Source organism: Bradyrhizobium sp. (assembly GCF_022844465.1).
Taxonomy (GTDB): domain Bacteria; phylum Pseudomonadota; class Alphaproteobacteria; order Rhizobiales; family Xanthobacteraceae; genus Bradyrhizobium.
Map to the genome: position 1 here is coordinate 70684 of NZ_JALHLP010000010.1, position 18654 is coordinate 89337.

15 protein-coding genes are annotated in these 18654 nt (G+C 64.4%); 6 read left to right on the plus strand and 9 right to left on the minus strand.

Translation table 11 applies throughout. The features are described 5' to 3' along the window. Positions 1-15 precede the first annotated feature (15 nt). The 5 genes from Q0D31_RS16275 to metC form a co-directional block, all read right to left on the minus strand. Complete coding sequence (locus Q0D31_RS16275) at positions 16-1302, minus strand: AAA family ATPase (RefSeq protein WP_291853056.1); 1287 nt, start codon at positions 1300-1302, stop codon at positions 16-18. Continuing rightward, positions 1299-2036, minus strand: coding sequence for a CpaD family pilus assembly protein (locus Q0D31_RS16280; protein ID WP_291853060.1), 738 nt, complete (start codon positions 2034-2036; stop codon positions 1299-1301). Before Q0D31_RS16280 ends, Q0D31_RS16275 begins: the two co-directional genes overlap by 4 nt. A gap of 39 nt (positions 2037-2075) precedes the next feature. Then, a complete protein-coding gene (locus tag Q0D31_RS16285; RefSeq protein WP_291853062.1) occupies positions 2076-3533 on the minus strand; it encodes a type II and III secretion system protein family protein in 1458 nt (485 codons plus the stop codon). A gap of 17 nt (positions 3534-3550) precedes the next feature. After that, a complete protein-coding gene (gene cpaB / locus Q0D31_RS16290) occupies positions 3551-4345 on the minus strand; it encodes a Flp pilus assembly protein CpaB (protein WP_291853065.1) in 795 nt (264 codons plus the stop codon). Positions 4346-4651: 306 nt separating this feature from the next. Further along, entirely contained in the window at positions 4652-5845 is a 1194-nt protein-coding gene (gene metC / locus Q0D31_RS16295; RefSeq protein WP_291853067.1) for a cystathionine beta-lyase, read from the minus strand. A gap of 339 nt (positions 5846-6184) precedes the next feature. Here metC and Q0D31_RS16300 point away from each other — a divergent pair, with 339 nt between their 5' ends. The 4 genes from Q0D31_RS16300 to Q0D31_RS16315 are packed head-to-tail and all read left to right on the plus strand — an operon-like array spanning position 6185 to position 10692. After that, on the plus strand, positions 6185-7201 hold the full coding sequence (locus Q0D31_RS16300; RefSeq protein WP_291853070.1) for an amino acid ABC transporter substrate-binding protein: 1017 nt from the start codon (positions 6185-6187) through the stop codon (positions 7199-7201). Positions 7202-7225: 24 nt separating this feature from the next. Further along, a complete protein-coding gene (locus Q0D31_RS16305) occupies positions 7226-8428 on the plus strand; it encodes an amino acid ABC transporter permease (protein WP_291853073.1) in 1203 nt (400 codons plus the stop codon). Then, entirely contained in the window at positions 8428-9939 is a 1512-nt protein-coding gene (locus tag Q0D31_RS16310) for an amino acid ABC transporter permease (RefSeq protein WP_291853076.1), read from the plus strand. The genes Q0D31_RS16305 and Q0D31_RS16310 overlap by 1 nt, the downstream gene beginning before the upstream one ends. A gap of 9 nt (positions 9940-9948) precedes the next feature. Continuing rightward, on the plus strand, positions 9949-10692 hold the full coding sequence (locus tag Q0D31_RS16315) for an amino acid ABC transporter ATP-binding protein (protein WP_291853078.1): 744 nt from the start codon (positions 9949-9951) through the stop codon (positions 10690-10692). Positions 10693-10806: 114 nt separating this feature from the next. Here the strand turns inward: Q0D31_RS16315 and Q0D31_RS16320 are convergent, their stop codons facing one another. The 4 genes from Q0D31_RS16320 to Q0D31_RS16335 form a co-directional block, all read right to left on the minus strand. Next, positions 10807-11847, minus strand: a complete 1041-nt coding sequence (locus tag Q0D31_RS16320) for a cysteine synthase A (RefSeq protein WP_291853080.1) — start codon at positions 11845-11847, stop codon at positions 10807-10809. Positions 11848-11955: 108 nt separating this feature from the next. Beyond that, a complete protein-coding gene (locus Q0D31_RS16325) occupies positions 11956-13185 on the minus strand; it encodes a cyclopropane-fatty-acyl-phospholipid synthase family protein (protein WP_291853082.1) in 1230 nt (409 codons plus the stop codon). Between the two features lie 56 nt (positions 13186-13241). Beyond that, a complete protein-coding gene (locus tag Q0D31_RS16330; RefSeq protein ID WP_291853085.1) occupies positions 13242-14111 on the minus strand; it encodes a DUF1365 domain-containing protein in 870 nt (289 codons plus the stop codon). Positions 14112-14113: 2 nt separating this feature from the next. Further along, positions 14114-15427, minus strand: a complete 1314-nt coding sequence (locus tag Q0D31_RS16335; RefSeq protein WP_291853089.1) for an FAD-dependent oxidoreductase — start codon at positions 15425-15427, stop codon at positions 14114-14116. 441 nt (positions 15428-15868) lie between these two features. Between Q0D31_RS16335 and Q0D31_RS16340 the strand changes: the two genes are divergently transcribed. Then, positions 15869-17308 carry an efflux transporter outer membrane subunit gene (locus Q0D31_RS16340; protein ID WP_291853212.1) on the plus strand — a complete coding sequence of 480 codons (1440 nt, stop codon included), beginning with the start codon at positions 15869-15871 and terminating at the stop codon, positions 17306-17308. Further along, the gene (locus tag Q0D31_RS16345; protein ID WP_291853092.1) at positions 17298-18617 is read left to right on the plus strand and encodes an efflux RND transporter periplasmic adaptor subunit; all 1320 of its coding nucleotides are present in this window, start codon (positions 17298-17300) and stop codon (positions 18615-18617) included. Before Q0D31_RS16340 ends, Q0D31_RS16345 begins: the two co-directional genes overlap by 11 nt. Positions 18618-18654 lie beyond the last annotated feature (37 nt).

Here is an 18654-nt window from a genome sequence, read left to right on the forward strand (position 1 = left end):
CGGTCAGTGCACATCCTACGCCTTGCGGGCTGTTGCTCCCTGCAAACTCCGGATGAGCGGCTTCAGAAACTCAGTTCGCGACCGTTTCGTCACGGCGTGACCGGTCAGCCGCTGCGCCATTTGCAGGAACATCGTGGTCGTGCGGTGATTGGCGGCGACCTGCGCGATCATCTGACCGTTGTTGGCGGCGGTACCGAACATTTTCGAATCGAAGGGAATCGTCGCGATCGGCTGGCTCTCGATCGCCTTGGCAAACTCGCGCGTCGTGATTTCCGGGCGCTTGTGCATGCCGACCTGGTTGAGGCAGTAAAGCGGCGGCCGGTCGTTGGGCCGCGCGGCTTTGAGAACCGTCAACATGTTCTTGGCGTTGCGCATGTTCGCAAGATCCGGCTCGGCGACGATCAGGATGTCGTCGGCGCCAACCAGCGCCCGCTTGGTCCACGCCGACCATTGATGGGGAACGTCGAGCACGATGCATGGTGTCGTCATGCGCAGCGTATCGAAGATCGCGTCGAACGCATCGGCGCCGAAGTCGTACACCTGGTCGAGGGTTGCCGGCGCCGCCAGCAGGCTGAGCCGGTCGGTACATTTCGACAGCAGGCGCTCCATGAAGGCGGTGTCCGGTCGTTCCGGCTGCATGACCGCGTTGGCGATCCCCTGCACCGGATCCTGGTTGTAGTCGAGGCCAGCGGTGCCGAAGGCGAGGTCGAGATCGATCACGACGGAATCCAGCGCAAGATCACGCGCGATCGCCCAGGCTACGTTGTGCGCGACGGTCGATGAGCCGACCCCGCCCTTGGCGCCGACGACGGCGATGATGCGGCCGACGGCCACGGCCTCGGAGGCCGAGTAGAGGCCGCAAATCGCGCGCACGACGTCGATCGGCTGGACCGGGCCGATGACATAGTCACTGACGCCGCGCCGCACCAGTTCGCGATACGGCGCGACATCGCTGGCGCCGCCGATGACGACAACGCGGGTCCCGGCATCGCAGACAGTCGCGAGCTCATCCAGTCCTTCCAGGATGTCGCTGCCGACTTCGGTCTCCAGCAAGATGACGTTCGGCGTCGGCGCGGTATGGTAGGCCTCGATCGCCGCAGCGGTGCCGCCCATGTGGACCGAGAGATGAGCCTTGCCGAGGCGACGGTCTTCGCTCGCGGCGCGTACCGCCGTTGCGACCGCGACGCTCGCGCAGAAGGCCTGAACCGATACGCGCGGCGCCGGCGAGATATGGGTCTCGACCCGATCGGGCATATCGTCCGGGTGATGTTCGTCGGAATCTTGGAAGACGCGGCTGATCATTTTCCTGTATCGCTCAGTTTGGCCTTGTCGGCTTCGGGATACGCGGTCGCGGTCGACGTGCCCTTGCGGTATTTGTCAAAGGCAATGCTGCGCCGCGCCGTATAGGCCGGCGCTTCGGGGCGCGGCTGCTCGAGGTCTGCCGGATTGTCGATCATGGCGGCGAGGTTGCGTTGGGTGGCGCAACCAAAATTGTGGTAGGGCCGATTTTCATTGTAGCCCGAATTGTCGATGTTGGGACCGAGGTCCTCGGGCCACAGGCCGCAGGGACCGGCCACTGCCGAAATCTTCGGATAGCTCAGTTTGATCGTCGGCAAGGTTCGAGGGTCGTCGGGACGATAGTGTCGCACCGTGATGGCGCGGGAGGGGACACCACCGGCCATCAGCACCGACTGAATTTCCCGGAACGAGGCCGCAGCAGCCCGCGCGTTTGCAGTATCGACCGGCACGTCGGCGACGATTGCCCCGGTACCTTCGCGAACCCAGACCTGCGCCAAGCCCATGATGTCGGTGCGCTGCGGCGCGGAGAGGCCGCCGCGGGCATGACCGACGAACACGACGATGGAGCGGTTGGCTTCGGTAATGGCGATCGGATGGCGCTGGCGATAGTCGTCGGGCACACTCGCGGTGACCACTTCCGCGGTCTGCGTGCAGGCGACAAGCGCCGCCGAAAGGCCAAGCATCACGCCGAGCAACCGCAGGGCCCCAATGCAATGTTCCGGTTTCTTGCTGGTCATTTTTCTGTACCTGTCCCGGCTCGCTGGATCGCTTTCGTCTCAGTCAATGATGAAGCCATAGTTGCCCTGCGGGGTGCCGACGGCTTCGACGCGGGCGACGAGGCCATAGATCCGGTTGATGCGCGCGAGCAGCGTGGACTGCGAATCCGACGCCGGCGCGAAGCCGTCATCGGGACGGGATAGTTCCTTCTGCGCGACGGCGCGCACCACATAGGGGGTGACCAGGACCATGAGCTCGGTCTGGTTGTTGACGAAGTCCTGGCTGCGGAACAACGCGCCCAGAACCGGCAATTGGTCGAGCCCGGGCAGCCCGTTGATCGCCTGCTTGGTCTGCTCCTGGATCAGCCCGGCCATCGCCATCGAGCCGCCGGAGGGAATCTCCAGCGTGGTCTCGGCGCGGCGGGTCTTGATCGAGGGAACCGTCAGCGAACTGCCGCCCTGGTTGAGCGTGATGGAATTCTCGGTGGAGAGTTCGGAGACCTCGGTCATCACCCGCAGGCTGATGCGGCCCTCGGAGAGGACCACCGGGGTGAAGTTGAGCGAGATGCCGAACTTCTTGTACTGGATCTGGGTCGTGCAGACGCGCGTGACGGGGTCGCAGGAGTAGCCGGCGGGGATCGGAAATTCACCACCGGCGATGAAGGTCGCGGACTCCCCCGATATCGCGGTCAGGTTTGGCTCCGCCAGCGTTCGCACCACGCCCGCGCTTTCCATAGCGCGCATGGTCGCGGTGACGGTGGGCAGGCCCTTGAGGACGCTGGATGCACTTATGCCGTTGTCAGCCAGCGGCCGGCCGTAGGCGGTAAACGGGTTGCTGTTGTTGAAGTTCACGATCGCCGTGCCGTAATTCATGCTGGCGCTGAGATCGACGCCCATCTGCTTGACGATGTCGCGACGGACCTCCGAGACGTTGACCTTCAGCATCACCTGGTCGCGACCGCGAACGGCGATCGAGTTGACGACCTTCTCGGCCCCTCCGACCAGCCGGGCGGCAATGTCGCCGGCCTGCTGGGCTTCGATCGGGCTGGAGACCGAACCCGTGAGCAGCACGCCTTCGCCGACGCCTTCAATCTGAATCCCAGGCATGGTCTGCCGGAACGCGGCGCGTACTCCGTTGAGGTCGCGTTTGACGGCGATGTCGTAGGATGCGACCTGCTGGCCATCGCCGTCGAAGAACACGACATTGGTCTGGCCGACCGCGCCGCCGATAATGTAGGCGCGTTGTGCGGAGCGGACCACGGCATTGGCGATCTTGGGGTCGGCGACCAGCACATCCTTGACCTCGCGCGGCAGGTCGATGATCACCGACTTGCCGACGCCTAGCGCAAGAAAGCGCGTCTTTGCCGAGAGGGCGGGAGCACTGGTCGCGGCTTGAATATCCGATTCCGCGGCGATTGCCGGCAACCGGGCGCCGAGCATCAACGCGGCGGTTGCCGAAAACAACAGGACGCCGGCCGACACGGTTGATATCGCGGGATGTTTCTTCCCAAACTTCATCTCGGACGTCCTTTCGGTCACTTCTGTGCCGTCGTTGGGTTAGCGACACCGTAGCGAACCACGTTGACGCCTTCGCTTCGCTTCTGAGCGTGATCGTCGGACCGGTTTTCGACCTTGTTGGCATCGGTGATGCTGCGCAGCGCCAGCGACAGCGTGCCGCTCTGCCTTGAACGCGCCAGGGTCTCGGCCTGCTCGGGCTTCAGCTCGAGCGTAGCGGTCTTACCGACGAGGGTGTTCAGTCCCTCTTTTTCCTTCGGCGCCTGGTCGATCGCCAGAACGCGGATGTTGGTGAGAATGATTTCCGAACTGACGACATCGGGTCCGGCGCGATCCGGATTTTTCTCCCGCTTCGACAGGATCACATCGACCCGATCGTTGGGCAGGATGAAACCGCCGGCGCCGGTTTCCGGCGTAATCTCGGTGGAGATAGCCCGCATCCCGCTCGGCAGGATTGCGGCCATGAACCCGGAGCCGTTGGCCTTGACCAGCTTCTGCTCGCGGATCGGTTCGCCGGCGATGAACGGCGCACGCGCGATTGAGCCGGCGATTTCATTGATGGCATCGGCCTTGCTGGCGCGGCTGATCAGGTTTGCGCCGGCGGTTGTCGTTGGCCAGGCTTGCCATTGCAGATCCTCGGGCTTGACCGCCTGGCCGAGCCCGATATCGGATTTCGCGACCAGTATCTCCGATGTCGCGATTTGCGCGACCGGTTCGGCTGGGCGTGTTTTCTCTTCCGTCCCCCGGGCGAGATAGGCGGCGACGCCCCCGGCGCTCAGGGCGATGGTCAGGACGATCACACGTGCGATGTTCATACGCTTTACGATCTACTCTTGCGCCGGGACGCCCCAACGACACGGCAATGAGGGCCTTCCCCCCGCGGGATGACTAGGCACCAGCAAAGGTATAAGGGGTCTTGAGGGGCTATTTGTTTTGGTTGTTTGGACGGCGGGATTAGCCGTCATGGTGAACGGCTGGTTATCATTGGCGGGAAAGTGCACCATCATGCCCCCGCAGGCGGTTGCGCCTGCAGGGTCGGTCAGATCGGACGTTAAGAGCCTGTGAAAATTTCCCGCGACTAGCCCAGCGGCGGACTTGTCCTGGGTGGGACGGGTGGTCGCCTAGCAGGCGGCTTTTAGCGCGGCAAATCCACGATCAAGATCGGCCTTGAGGTCATCGACGTTCTCCAGACCGATGTGGAGCCGCAGCGTCGGCCCGCCGGGCGACCATTTCGTCGCCGTGCGATAGGCATTGCAGTCGAACGGGATGACGAGGCTTTCGAAGCCGCCCCACGAATAGCCCATGCCAAACAGCGTGACGGCGTCGAGCAGCGCGTCGACCGCCGCCTGCGGAACCGGCTTCAGGACAATGCTGAAAAGTCCGGACGCGCCGGTAAAGTCGCGCTTCCAGATATCGTGGCCTGGATGGGTTTCGAGTGCGGGATGCAGCACCCGCAAGACCTCGGGGCGGGCGGCCAGCCAACGTGCCATTTCCAGCGCCGAGCGGTGGTGCTGGGCGAGCCGAACCGCCAGCGTGCGTGTGCCGCGCAGCGCCAGGAACACGTCATCGGGGCCGGCGCAAACCCCGAGCAGGCGGATGCCCTCGGTAAGCAGCGGCCAGGCTTTCGCGTTTGCCGAAATCGTGCCGAACATGATGTCGGAGTGGCCGCCGATATACTTGGTGGCGGCCTGCATGCTGATATCGACGCCCTGATCGAGCGAGCGGTGAAACAGCGGTGTTGCCCAGGTGTTGTCGTCGATGACGAGCGCGCCCTTCGCATGCGCGACCGCGGCGATGGCGGGGATGTCGCTCATTTCGAACGACTGCGAGCCTGGCGCTTCGACCAGCACGGCTCTGGTGTTGGGCTTGAACAGCCTTTCGATGCCGGCGCCGATCAGCGGATCGAAATAGGTAATCTCGACGCCATAGCGAACGAGCATGCCATTGCAGAAGTTGCGCGATGGCCGATAGACGTTGTCGGTCACCAGCAAGTGATCGCCGGCCTTGAGCACCGAGAGCAGCGTGGTCGTGATCGCGGCGAGCCCCGATGGCGCCAGGCCGACGCCCGCGCATTGCGGGCCCTCCAGCGACATCAGCACGTCCTGCAGCGCCCGCGTGGTCGGAGAGCCATGACGCCCGTAGGAGAACTCGGCGCGATGGGCGTGCAGGTCCTCGGCGGTGGGGTAGAGCACGGTTGAACCGTGGAATACCGGCGGATTGACGAAGCCTCTCTGGCCCTTGGTATCGCGGCCCGCGGTGACCAGCCGGGTTTCGGGTTTCTTCGGGTTCGACGGTCCGTCGTTTGAAGAACTCATGCGCTTGCCGTTACCAAGAGGTTGTGCCACAGCCGCAACTTGATCGCAGAAGCACCGCCGGGCGGCGGGTCGGGACCGGGTGGAGCTAGTAACAGGACACATAACGCGGCAGTCAACCCCTTGACCGCGCCCGCCAGTCGTTCTGTGATACGCTTCAGCTACCAGTCGCCGCGAGTTGAGGGGCCCGCCGCGACATCAGATTCATGGACTGACCGGGGTCGCACGTTGAACCGCAAGGTCGAAGCGATGCTTTTCAGCGAAGGATCAGAGGGTTGGGCCCGAGACGTCAGGCGCTGCTCAACAATTGATCTCCGCACGACCCCTTGAAAGGCCTTGCCCATGAAGCGCGTATCTCTGGTTGTTACCCTCGCCCTCGCTGCCGGTTTCTCGGTCCAGGCCGCCTCGGCGCAAACCCTGAAGACGGTGAGGGATCGCGGCATGTTGTCCTGCGGCGTAAGCCAGGGACTTCCCGGCTTCTCGTCTCCGGACGACAAGGGCAACTGGACGGGTCTTGATGTTGACATCTGCCGGGCGATCTCGGCCGCGATCTTCAACGACCCGAGCAAGATCAAATTCGTGCCGCTGTCGGCCAAGGACCGCTTCACGGCGCTGCAGTCGGGCGAGATCGACGTATTATCGCGCAACACCACCTGGACGCTGTCGCGCGACACGACCCTCGGCGCAAGCTTTACCGGCGTGACCTACTATGACGGCCAGGGCTTCATGGTGAAGAAGGCGCTGAAGGTTAATTCGGCGCTGGAATTGAACAGCGCGTCGGTCTGCGTCCAGCAGGGCACCACCACCGAGCAGAATCTGGCCGACTACTTCAAGGGCAACAACATGAAGTACGAGGTGATCGCTTTCGGCACCAACGACGAAACGGTCAAGGCCTATGAGTCCGGGCGCTGTGACGTCTTCACCACCGACGTGTCCGGACTTTATGCCGACCGCCTGAAGCTTGCCAACGCGGCCGATCACGTTGTGCTTCCGGAGGTGATCTCAAAGGAGCCGCTGGGGCCGATGGTGCGTCATGGCGACGACCAGTGGTTCGATGTCGTGAAATGGACGCTCTACGCCATGATCACGGCGGAAGAGCTCGGCATCACCCAGAAGAACCTCGATGAGATGGCGAAATCGGACAAGCCCGAGATGAAGCGGGTCTTCGGGACCGATGGCAATCTTGGCGAGCAGCTCGGCCTCACCAAGGATTGGGTGTCGCGGATCGTGAGGGCGGTGGGCAATTACGGCGAGTCGTTCGATCGCAACGTCGGCGCCGGCTCCAAGCTCGGGATCGCCCGCGGCCTCAACAATCTCTGGAGCAAGGGCGGGATCCAGTACGCGCCGCCGATGCGCTGATCGCCGGCGCGCGAGGTCGCTGCGATGGCCATCGAACCCCGAAAACCGCCGTCGCAGCTTCTCTCCAATCTGCAACGGGCGCTTGGCGGCCGGGCGGGCTGGAGCGGCTTCGTACTCCAGCTCCTGTTCGTCGCCGCGCTTGCCTGGGTTGCTTACGAGATCGTCGCCAATGCCCGCGCCAACCTGCAGGCGCAGCAGATCACCGCGGGTTTCGGATTTCTGGCCAATACCGCCGGGTTCGACGTCAGCCAGAGCCTGGTCCCGTATTCCGGGTCCGACAGCTACACCCGCGTGTTTCTGGTCGGCCTGCTCAACACGTTGCTGGTGTCGGTGATCGGCATCTTCTTTGCCACCCTGATCGGATTTCTGGTGGCGCTCGGCCGGCTGTCGCCGAACTGGCTGCTGTCGCGAATTTGCGGCGGTTATGTCGAGCTGATCCGCAACCTGCCGCTGCTGTTCCAGATCCTGTTCTGGTATCTCGCGGTGTTGGCCGCATTGCCCAGTCCGCGGCAAAGCATCTCTGTCTTCGACAGTCTGTTTCTCAGTAACCGCGGCCTGGTTATTCCGAAGCCGATCGGCACCGCCGGTTTCGAACCCTTTGCCGTTGCGCTTCTGGTCGCGATCGTGGCTGCGATTGCGCTCTCGCGCTACGCCCGCCACCAGTTGTTCGAGAGCGGAAGGGTCATTAAGGTCTGGCCCTATGCGCTGGGCATGGTGATCGGCCTGCCGCTGCTCATTGCGCTGATCTTTGGCGCACCGCTGACGTTTGAAACCCCCGTGCTGCGGGGCTTCAACTTCGCCGGCGGCTCGCGCGTCATACCGGAGTTTGTCGCGCTGACGCTGGCGCTGTCGACCTACACCGCCGCCTTTATCGCCGAGATCGTGCGATCTGGTATTCTCGCCGTCCACAAGGGGCAGATGGAGGCGGGCTCCTCGCTCGGGCTGCAACGGGGTTCGGTGCTGCGGCTGATCGTGATCCCGCAGGCCCTGCGCGTGATCCTGCCGCCGCTGACCAACCAGTATCTGAACCTGACCAAGAACTCATCGCTGGCGGTGGCGATCGGCTATCCCGATCTGGTCTCGGTGTTTGCGGGCACGACGCTGAGCCAGACCGGGCAGGCGATCGAAATCATCGGCATCACCATGGGCGTTTACCTGCTGATCTCGCTGGTCACGAGTGCCTTGATGAGCCTCTATGGCTGGCGGATCGGGCGGAGCATGGGCTGATGAGCGACACCCCTTCATCGATTTTCGTTCGCCAGGAGCTGGTGCCCGAACGTTCCGCGCCGGTGAAAACCACCGGCTTTATCGGCTTCCTGCGCACGCGCCTGTTCAACTCGCCGACCAACATCCTGATCACCATCGTTTGCGCGTTGCTGTTGTGGTTCATCCTCGTGCCGGCGATAAAATTCACGCTGATCGACGCGGTCTGGACCGGCAAGGACCGCACCGCCTGCCTCCCCAAAAGCCCGAACGAGGTGGTCGGCGCCTGCTGGCCGTTCATCCAGGCGAAGTTTTCGCAATTCGTCTATGGCTTCTATCCGGAAGCGGAACGCTGGCGGGTCAACCTGACCTTCCTTCTTGCCGCGATCCTGCTGCTGCCGCTGTTGATTCCGCGTTTGCCGGGTAAGGCTCCCAACGCCATCCTGTTCTTCCTGGCGTTTCCGGTCGTCGCCTTTTTCCTGCTGCATGGCGGCGGACTGGGTGGTTTCGGCGTGAGCTGGACGGCCGCGCTGCTGTCGGGGTTCAACGACAGCATCGCCGACGGCGGCAGGAAACTGGGCGCCGCCGGCGGTACGACAGCCGTGATCGGGCCGCTGCTGTGGCTAGTGGGCCAGCTGCTCGTGCTTGTCAGCACGCTGGTCGGCTGGGTGCTGCTGCCATTGACCTGGCTGCGCGAGCAGATCCAGGCCTTTGACCGGCCGGTGTGGGCCGACCTGGCGGCGACCGCCGTGATCGTGTCCGGCCTGATGCTGTGGCTCGGCGGCGGACTGCGTTCGCTCGCCACCACCCTTGGGGTGTTTGTCGCCATCGGCGTCGTGATCGCCATCATGGGGCTCGATCGCGGCGGATTTCCCGTTGTCGGCACCAGGCTCTGGGGCGGCCTGCTGGTCACGCTGGTGGTGGCGGTCACCGGGATCGTCGCCTCGATGCCGGTCGGCATCGCGCTGGCCCTCGGGCGGCAGTCGACCATTCCCCTGATCCGGATTTTCTCGATCGCCTTCATCGAGTTCTGGCGCGGCGTTCCGCTGATCACGGTGCTGTTCTTCGCAACCTATATGCTGCCGCTGTTCGTCCCGACCGGCTTCACCATCGACGGGCTGGTGCGCGCCCTGATCGGGATCGCGCTGTTTACCGGGGCCTATCAGGCCGAGAACATCCGCGGCGGCCTGCAGGCTATCCCGCGCGGGCAGGGCGAGGCGGCGAGCGCGCTCGGCCTGTCCTGGGGGAAGACCACGGCGTTGATCGTGATGCCGCAGGCGCTGCGCCACGTCATCCCGAGCCTCGTCAACAGCTTCATCGGCCTGTTCAAGGACACCTCGCTGGTATCGATCGTCGCGCTGTTCGATCTGCTGGGTCAGTTGCGCGCGGCATTTGCCGATCCGAACTGGTCGACGCCGTCGACGCTGTTCACCGGCTTTGCCTTCACCGGGCTGATCTATTTCGCCTTCTGCTTTGGCATGTCGCGTTACTCGCTGTTCGTCGAGAACCGGCTGAATGCGCATCGGCGCAACTGAGGACCAACCATGGCCGGAAACTCGATCGTCGGCATCAACGGGCTCAACAAATGGTACGGCGATTTCCACGTCCTGCGCGATATCAACCTCGATGTCGCCAAGGGCGAGCGCATCGTGATCTGCGGGCCGTCGGGCTCCGGCAAGTCGACGCTGATCCGCTGCATCAACGCGCTGGAGGAATTCCAGGAAGGCAAGATCGTCGTCGACGGCATCGAGCTTGGTCCGAACCTGCGGCGCGTCGACGAGGTCCGGCGCGAAGTCGGCATGGTGTTCCAGAGCTTCAACCTGTTTCCGCACCTGACCGTGCTGGAAAACTGCACGCTGGCGCCGATCTGGGTGCGCAACATCCCGAAGAAGGACGCCGAGGCCGCCGCCATGAAATTCCTGGAGCGGGTCAAGATTCCGCATCAGGCCGCCAAGTATCCCGGCCAGATGTCGGGCGGCCAGCAGCAGCGCGTCGCGATCGCCCGCGCGCTGACCATGAACCCGAAGGTCATGCTGTTCGACGAGCCGACCTCGGCGCTGGATCCCGAAATGGTCAAGGAGGTGCTCGACACCATGGTCGATCTGGCCGGGGAGGGCATGACCATGCTGGTGGTCACCCATGAAATGGGTTTCGCCCGCGAGGTCGCCAACCGCGTCGTCTTCATGGACGCCGGCCAGGTGATCGAATCCAACACGCCGGAAAACTTCTTCGCCAATCCGCAGCACGCGCGGACCAAGCTGTTCCTGAGCCAGATCCTGCGGCATTGAGATCTGTCGTTCCGGGGCGTGTGAAATGCGAACCCGGAGCCTCGAGATTCTCGGGTGCGCAATTGCGCACCAAAGTTCGATGCTGCGCATCGCTCCGGAATGACGATGCTACCCTCACACCTTCACGAACGGCAGCTCGACCTGGCTGCGCTTTTCCAGCCATGCCGGCACCGGCAGGTTCTTCGCGCGCATGAATTCCGGGTTGAACAGCTTTGACTGATAGCGGTGTCCGGAATCGCACAGGATGGTCACGATGGTCTTGCCGGGACCGAGTTGCTTGGCCAGCCGGATGGCGCCGGCGACGTTGATGCCGCTGGAGCCGCCGAGGCACAGGCCCTCGTGCTGGAGCAGGTCGTAGATCACGGTGACGGCTTCCTCATCCGGGATCAGGAAGGCGTCGTCGACCGTGGCGGTCTCGATCACGGGCGTGACGCGGCCAAGCCCGATGCCTTCGGTGATGGAATCGCCGGGCGTCGATTTCGCCTTACCGTTCTTGAACAGTTCGTACATCGCGAACCCGCACGGATCGGCGCAGGCGTTGACGATGCCAGGGTGTTTCTCCTTCAGATAGCGGCTGGTGCCGGCCAGCGTGCCACCGGTACCGACCGCGCAGATGAAGCCGTCGATCCTGCCGCCGGTCTGCTGCCAGATCTCCGGTCCGGTGGATTCATAATGCGCCTTGGCGTTGTCGAGATTGTTCCACTGGTCGGCGAACAGCACGCCGTGCGGCTCGGTCTTGCGAAGCTGCTCGGCGAGGCGCCTGCCGACGTGCTGGTAGTTGTTCGGATTGGCGTATGGCAGCGCCGGCACTTCGATCAGTTCGGCGCCGCAGAGCCGCAGCGTGTCCTTTTTTTCCTGGCTCTGGGTTGTCGGGATCAGGATCAAGGTCCGGTAACCGCGGGCATTGGCGACGACGGCAAGACCGATTCCGGTATTGCCCGCGGTCGCCTCCACCACCAGGCCGCCGGGCTTGAGGTCGCCGCGCTTCTCGGCCTCCAGGATCATCCACTTGCCCGCGCGATCCTTGACCGACTGGCCGGGATTCATGAATTCGGCCTTGCCGAGAATGGTGCAGCCCGTGGATTCGGATGCGCGCTTCAGCTTGATCAGAGGCGTGTTGCCGATCGCCTCGATAACGTCGTTGTTGAAGGCCATGTCGTTGAAATCGCCGTCTTTGCTGTTGCCGGGTTACCCGCCCACTTCCTGGGCGAGCCTAGAGGACCGCCGCAGGGCAGACAAGCCAGCGACGGCGCACCCGCGAGGTCAGCCTGATTTGGCGAACACCACCTGGCGCACGTCGATATTGCCGGACAGGAATCCGGCCTCGCAGTAGGCGAGATAGTACTCCCACAGCCGCCGGAAGCGGTCGTCGAAACCCGATGGCACCAGGTTCGGCCAGGCGGCGCGGAAATTGCTTCGCCAGATCGCAAGCGTCTTGGCATAGTCTTGCCCGAAAATACGCTCGCGGATGACGGGAACGCCGAACCGCTCGCCGAGCGCCTTCAGGATCTGCGGCGAGGGCAGCATGCCGCCGGGGAAGACGTAGCGCTGGATGAAATCGACTTCGCGGCGATAGCTCTTGAACAGGCTGTCCTGGATGGTGATGGCCTGGATGCCGGCCAGCCCGCCCGGCAGCAGCCGGTCGCGCAGTTGTGAAAAGTAGTTCGGCCAGAATTGCTCGCCGACCGCCTCGATCATCTCGATCGAGGCGATCCGGTCGTAGCGGTCTCGCTCGTCGCGATAGTCCTGCAGCCGGATCTCGACCTTGTCGCTGAGCCCGGCGTTGAAGATCCGCGCCTGGGCGAAGTCGCGCTGTTCCCTGCTGATGGTGAGCCCGACCACCCTGGTGCCGAATGTCTTGGCGGCATACTCGGCAAATCCGCCCCAGCCGCAGCCGATCTCCAGCAGCTTCTGGCCCGGCCGCAGGTCGATGGCCTCCGCGAGCCGCCGGTACTTGTTGTGCTGGGCGGCGGTCAGGTCGGGCGTGTGTTCCTCGAACAGCGCGGAGGAATAGGTCATGCTGGGATCGAGCCAGGCGGAATAGAAGGCGTTGCCGATGTCGTAATGCGCGTAGATGTTGCGGCGCGCCTGCCGCTTCGTATTGCGGTTGAGCCAGTGCCGCATGCTCTGGAAGGCGCGCGTGAAGGGGCTACCGGTCAGCATCGTCTGCATCCAGTCCTGGTTGACGCAGAACAGATAGAGGAACTGCGTCAGGTCAGGCGTGTCCCATTCGCCGCGCAGATAAGCTTCTGCGATACCGATATCGCCGCCGCGCAAGAGGCGGGAGGCGAAGCCGTAATCGTAGATCGTCATGGCGGCGGCCGGGCCGGGTCCGTTGCCGCCCAACCGGACCAGGCGGCCGTCGGCCAGGGTGACGTCGAGCGTGCCATGCTGCAGCTTCGAACCGAATCCCAGCGCCATCCGGACCAGCCGCGGCAGTTCCGGAAACGTCGCGTCTACGGTTTCTGAGGTGACCGAAATAGGCTCGGACATGGGCGATCCATCGAACGGCGCTCCACCCCGGCTGTGAACGGCCAATGGACCCTGCTTCACTTCTTGCCGTGGGTGGACAACGCCGGCGAAGTATAGTCGCTGCCTTTCCCGGCCGCCAAGCCGGTTTTCAGCGATGCCCCCTGCCGCGGCACCAGCCGCGCGCCCTTGAGCCAGAGCCGCAGCGCTTCCCAGTGGATGGCCGCCATGATCTTCATGGTGACCAGCGGGAAAGCGACGAAGGCGCGGAGCAACTCTCTGGTGGTGAGAGCCCGGCGGCGGCCATGGAAGGTTGCGGCAAGCAGCGGCCCGTCGGGATCGGTCTCCAGGATCCGCAGCTTGACCCGCTGGTCCGGGGGCGACACGCGAAAATGGTAGCGCATCGCCATCTCGATGAAGGGCGAGACGTGGAACAGCTTGTCCTGCTGCTGGCGCACCCCGGCGTCGCTGATCTGGCCGGGCTTCACGGGCAGTACGTAGGGGTGAATCTCGCCAAAGGTGTTGCGCACCTCGTAGATCAGCAGCGCCAGTTCGCCGCCGGCGCGATAGCAGAAATACACCGACAGCGGATTGAAGGTGTAGCCGAGCAGGCGAGGATAGCACAGCAGCAGCACCCGGCCGCCGGTCAGGTCGACGCCGTGCTCGGCTGCGCAACGCTGCGCATAGGTGCGTAGCGGCTGGCTGCCGCGCTCGCCATGATCGGCCTCGTGGAAACTGTAGAGCGCCGCCCGGTTGACGCCAAACAGCGGCGATTGCCGGTCCGCATCCTCCAGCCGGTCCAGATCAATCAGCAGGCTCATGACGCGATAGCTGAAGCGATGGCCCACCGGCTTCAACCGGGCATGCATCACCTCGCCGACGTAAAGCGCCGCCGCCGCCGCGCGCTCCGGCGGTTCGGTTTCCCCTGACGTGGCAACGGGCGCGCGCATGGTCACTCCGCGGCTTCCGCCAGCCCGGGAGGCGGCTCCCGCCACGGCACCCTCGCGCCCAGCGCTTCGGCGACCGCCAGGCCGGACCGCAATCCGTCTTCGTGAAAGCCGTATCCGGTCCACGCGCCGCAGAACCAGATATGCCGCCGGCCCTGTATTTCGGCCAACCGCTTCTGGGCGGCGAAAGCGTTGGCATTGTACTGCGGATGCTCGCACATGAACTTGCCGAAGGTCAACGCGGGGTCGGGCTCGAGCGGCGGGTTGAGGCTGACGAACAGCGGCTTGTCGTCATCGATGCCTTGCAACGGGTTCATCCAGTAGGTCACCGAGACGTCGTTGATGACGCTTCCTTCGCGCGGCCAGCGCAGGAAATTCCACGACGCCCAGGCGCGCCGGCGCTTTGGCATCAGCCTCGGATCGCGATGAAGGTAGATCGTGTTCGGAGAATAGCCGATCGCTCCCAGGATCGAGCGCTCGCGATCGTCGGCATCCGACAGCATCGCCAGCGCCTGGTCGCTGTGCGAGGCGACGACGACGTGATCGTAGGTGTTGATGTTCCCCTGGCTGTCACGGATGACGACGCCCTGCGGCGTGCGTTTGATCGAGGTGACGGCGCAGCCGAGCTTGATGCGGTCGCGGAACGGGGCCGTCAGCTTCTGGACGTAGCGCTGGCTGCCGCCCTTGACGGTGCGCCAGACCGGGCGGTCGTATTGCAGGAGCCGATGATTGGCGAAGAAGGCGACGAAGTTCTCGGCAGGGAAATCCAGCATCTCATTCGACGGCGCCGACCAGATTGCGGCACCCATCGGCGCGAGATAGTCGCTCAGCAGTCGCGGGGCGAAATGCCGGGCGCGGAAGTACTCACCGAGCGTCAGGCCTGCGAGCTTGCCGGCGGCGTAGTCCTCGACGCTCTGCTGATTGAAAGTGAGGATGTCGCGCAGCATCCAAAGGTAGGAAGGCGACAGCAGGTTGCGCGGTTGCGCAAACAGCCCCTTTGCGGTTTCCAACCAGTTGTGGCCGCCGCCCTTCCACTCGAAGCGACCGGTGTCGGCCGTGACCGCAAAGCTCATGCTGCTTTCAACAGTCTCCACCTCGAGATCGGCAAACAGCGCCGTCAGGTCAGGGTAGTTGAGTTCGTTGTAGACGATGAAGCCGATATCGACCGCGATCCCGGTGCCGTCATAATCAACAGTCACCGTATGGCTGTGCCCGCCGGGCCTCGATTCCCGTTCGTAGACGGTGACCGGATAGTGCTTCGACAAGGCCCAGGCCGCGGCATTGCCGCTGATTCCCGTTCCGACCACCGCGACTCGCATTTCTGCCCCTTTGTTCCAATTGCAGTTACGGAAGCGCGATCGCGGAGTTTCAAACCGGCCCTGTGCGCGCCACCGCTGCCCAAGGGCGCTGATTCGGGTCGTCAGAACAGGGGAAAAGCCCCATGAAACATTGGTAAGATTTCAGCGTTCGCGCCGAGGCCGATATCGATCCAAGGCCTGTGAAATAAGGGGAAGTCAGCTTTTCGACCGCCGTCGCGGCGGCTGGAACGCATGCCGGTTGGCGGCGGCGCTGGACTGTCCGCGTCCCGATCTCAAGGCTAGTATTCGTCGTTCTGCCTCCAACGGAAGCATCGCCTGAGTGAACGTGCCGAGGGTTACCAAGGGAAGCGTTGGTCGCGCGCCGGGCCACGATCGGTCCGGCGGAGCGCGCGGGTGACCGGTCGCATAGCAGTCGCGGTGGTCGATAGCTGGCTGGCCAGGATTCCCGCCGGCCAGTCGCTGGCGCGATGGCTTGCGGTGTTTGGTCTCGTGGCCAGTTCCGCGGGCTGCATCCTGACCAAGGATTTGCCGGATCCTGCGCTGGACGTGCCCGCAGGTTATAAGTCGGCGCGCTTGACGGCCGCCACCGATGCGCCCCCCACGCTCGACTGGTGGCGCGGCTTTCGCTCCCGGGAGCTGACGGGGCTGATGGAGGAGGCGCAGACCGTCAATCTCGACATCGCCGCCGCCACCGCGCGATTCAAACAGGCGGATGCACAGGCGCGGATCGCGGGCGCGGCGCTGTTGCCTGCTCTGAGCGGCGCCGGTCAGGAAACCTATTCCCGCACCTCCGGCTCCAGCGCCAGCGGCCTGACCATCGGCGGCCGCGAGGTCGTCAATTTTTCTGCCTCGCTCAGCGCCAGCTACGAGCTGGATTTCTGGGGCAAGAACCGCAACGCCGCCCAGGCGGCGGAAGAGACCGCCGCCGCCACCCGCTTTGACCGCGACGTCGTTGCGCTGACCACGCTGACGACGGTCGCCAACGCCTATTTTCAGGTGCTGGCCGCGCAGGACCGGATTCGCACCGCGCAGCGAAACATCGCGAGCGCCGAACGCATCCTCAACGCCATCAAGGAGCGCCTCAGGGCCGGCACCGGCAACGATCTCGATGTCGCGCAGCAGGAAAGCGTGCTGGCCAACCAGCGCGCGCTGGTGCCGCCGCTGCGCCAGACGCTCGACCAGAACATCAATGCGCTGGCAACGCTGGTATCGCGACCGCCGGAAGCGGTGCGCGTCGCCGGTGGATCGCTCAACAACATCGCCGCGCCGCGGGTCACGCCCGGTCTGCCCTCGGAACTGCTGACCCAGCGTCCCGATATCCGCCGCCAGGAAGCGCAGCTCGCCGCGGCGACCGCGAATGTGGGCAGCGCCCGCGCGCAGTTTTTCCCGAGCATTCAGTTGACGGGGCAGGGCGGCTATCAAAGCTCGGCGCTGGCTTCGCTGTTCCAGCCGCAAGCCGCTTTTTTCAACATGGTCGGCAGTCTGACCCAGCCGATCTTCGACGGTGGCAGGATCCTCGGAAACTTCGAACTGACCAGGGCGCGCCAGGACGAGTTGCTGCAAACCTACCGAAAGACCGTCGTGCAGGCCTTTGCCGATGTCGACAATGCGCTGATGTCGATCCGACAGACCACCGAGCGGCTGCGGCTACAGCGCCAGGTGGTGGCGGCGTCACGGCGGGCATTTCAGCTCTCCGAGCAGCAGTTGCGGGCCGGCACTGCCGACATCGTGACTGTGCTAAATACCCAGCTGACGCTATTCCAGGCGGAAGATTCGCTGCTGCAGGCCCAATTGGCCCGGCTGCTTGCGATCGTCAGCCTTTATCAGGCGCTGGGCGGCGGCTGGGAGCCCAGGATGGAGAGGCCGGTTGATGCTCTTTAGGCCGGAGGCGAACGACGAAACCACGGCGGCCCGAAAGCGCGTTGGCCGCGGCATCGGCCGACGGTTGGTATCTCTGACGATCGCGTTCCTGATTCTGGGCGGGCTCGGCTATCTCGGCTGGAATGCCTTTCAGCAGAAGCCCGCCGCCACTGGCCGCGGCGGGCCCGGCGCGCGTCCCGATCTTCCGGTGCCCGTGCTGGCCGCGACGCCCCGTAGGCAGGATGTCCCGGTCTATCTTGACGGGGTCGGCTCGGTCCGTGCGCTGAATACGGTGACGGTGCGCTCGCAGGTCGACGGCAAGCTGATTGCGGTGAACTTCGTCGAGGGCCAGGACGTCCGGAAGGGCGACGTGCTCGCCGAGATCGATCCGGTGATCTATCAGGCGCAGTACGACCAGGCCGTGGCGAAGAAGGCGCAGGACGAGGCGTTGCTCGCCAACCAGAAGCTCGACCTCGCGCGCTATCAGCAGCTTGCGGCGTCCAACGCCGGCTCCAAGCAGCAGGCCGACACCCAGCGCGCGGTGGTGGCCCAGCAGGAGGCGTTGGTGAATGCCGATCAGGCGGCGATCGACAACGCCAAGGCGATGCTTGGCTATACCCGGATCGTCGCCCCGATCTCGGGACGCGCCGGCCTGCGCCTGGTCGACCAGGGCAACATCATCCGCGCCGCCGACGCGACCGGCCTCGTCATCATCACCCAGCTACAGCCGATCGTCGTCCAATTCAGTCTGCCGCAGCAGCAGATCGTGCGCGTGAACGCTGCGGCGGGCAAAGGCACGTTGGCGGTCGATGTGTTCGGCAATGACGGCGTCACCGTCGTCGATACCGGCACGCTCAAGGGCATCGACAACCAGGTCGATCCGACGACGGGAACGTTGAAGCTCAGGGCCGAATTTCCCAACGCCTCGTTCCAGCTTTGGCCCGGACAATTCGTCAACGTGCGGCTGAAGGTCGAGACACTTGAGCAGGCGATCGTGGTGCCGACATCGGCGGTGCAGCGCGGCCCGGCCGGGACGTTCAGCTACGTGATCGGCCCCGACAACACAGCGACGGCCCGGCCGGTGGCGGTGACGCAGCAGAACGAGAACGACGCCGTGATCGCAAGCGGGCTCACGACCAGCGACCGTGTCGTCACCACCGGCTTTGCCAACCTGTCCGACGGCGCCAAGGTTCTGATCGGCGCCGATGACCGGCCGCCGACGGCGGATTTGGCGCCCCGCAAGCGCAACCGCGCTCCCGATGCCAAGGGTGGACAGTCCGGCGGGCAATCGGGCGGGCAGCCTGGTGGCGCAGCGAAGTCGCAGCCTTGACCCCCGACGCCGCGCTCGAAACGACGTCGCGAGCGGT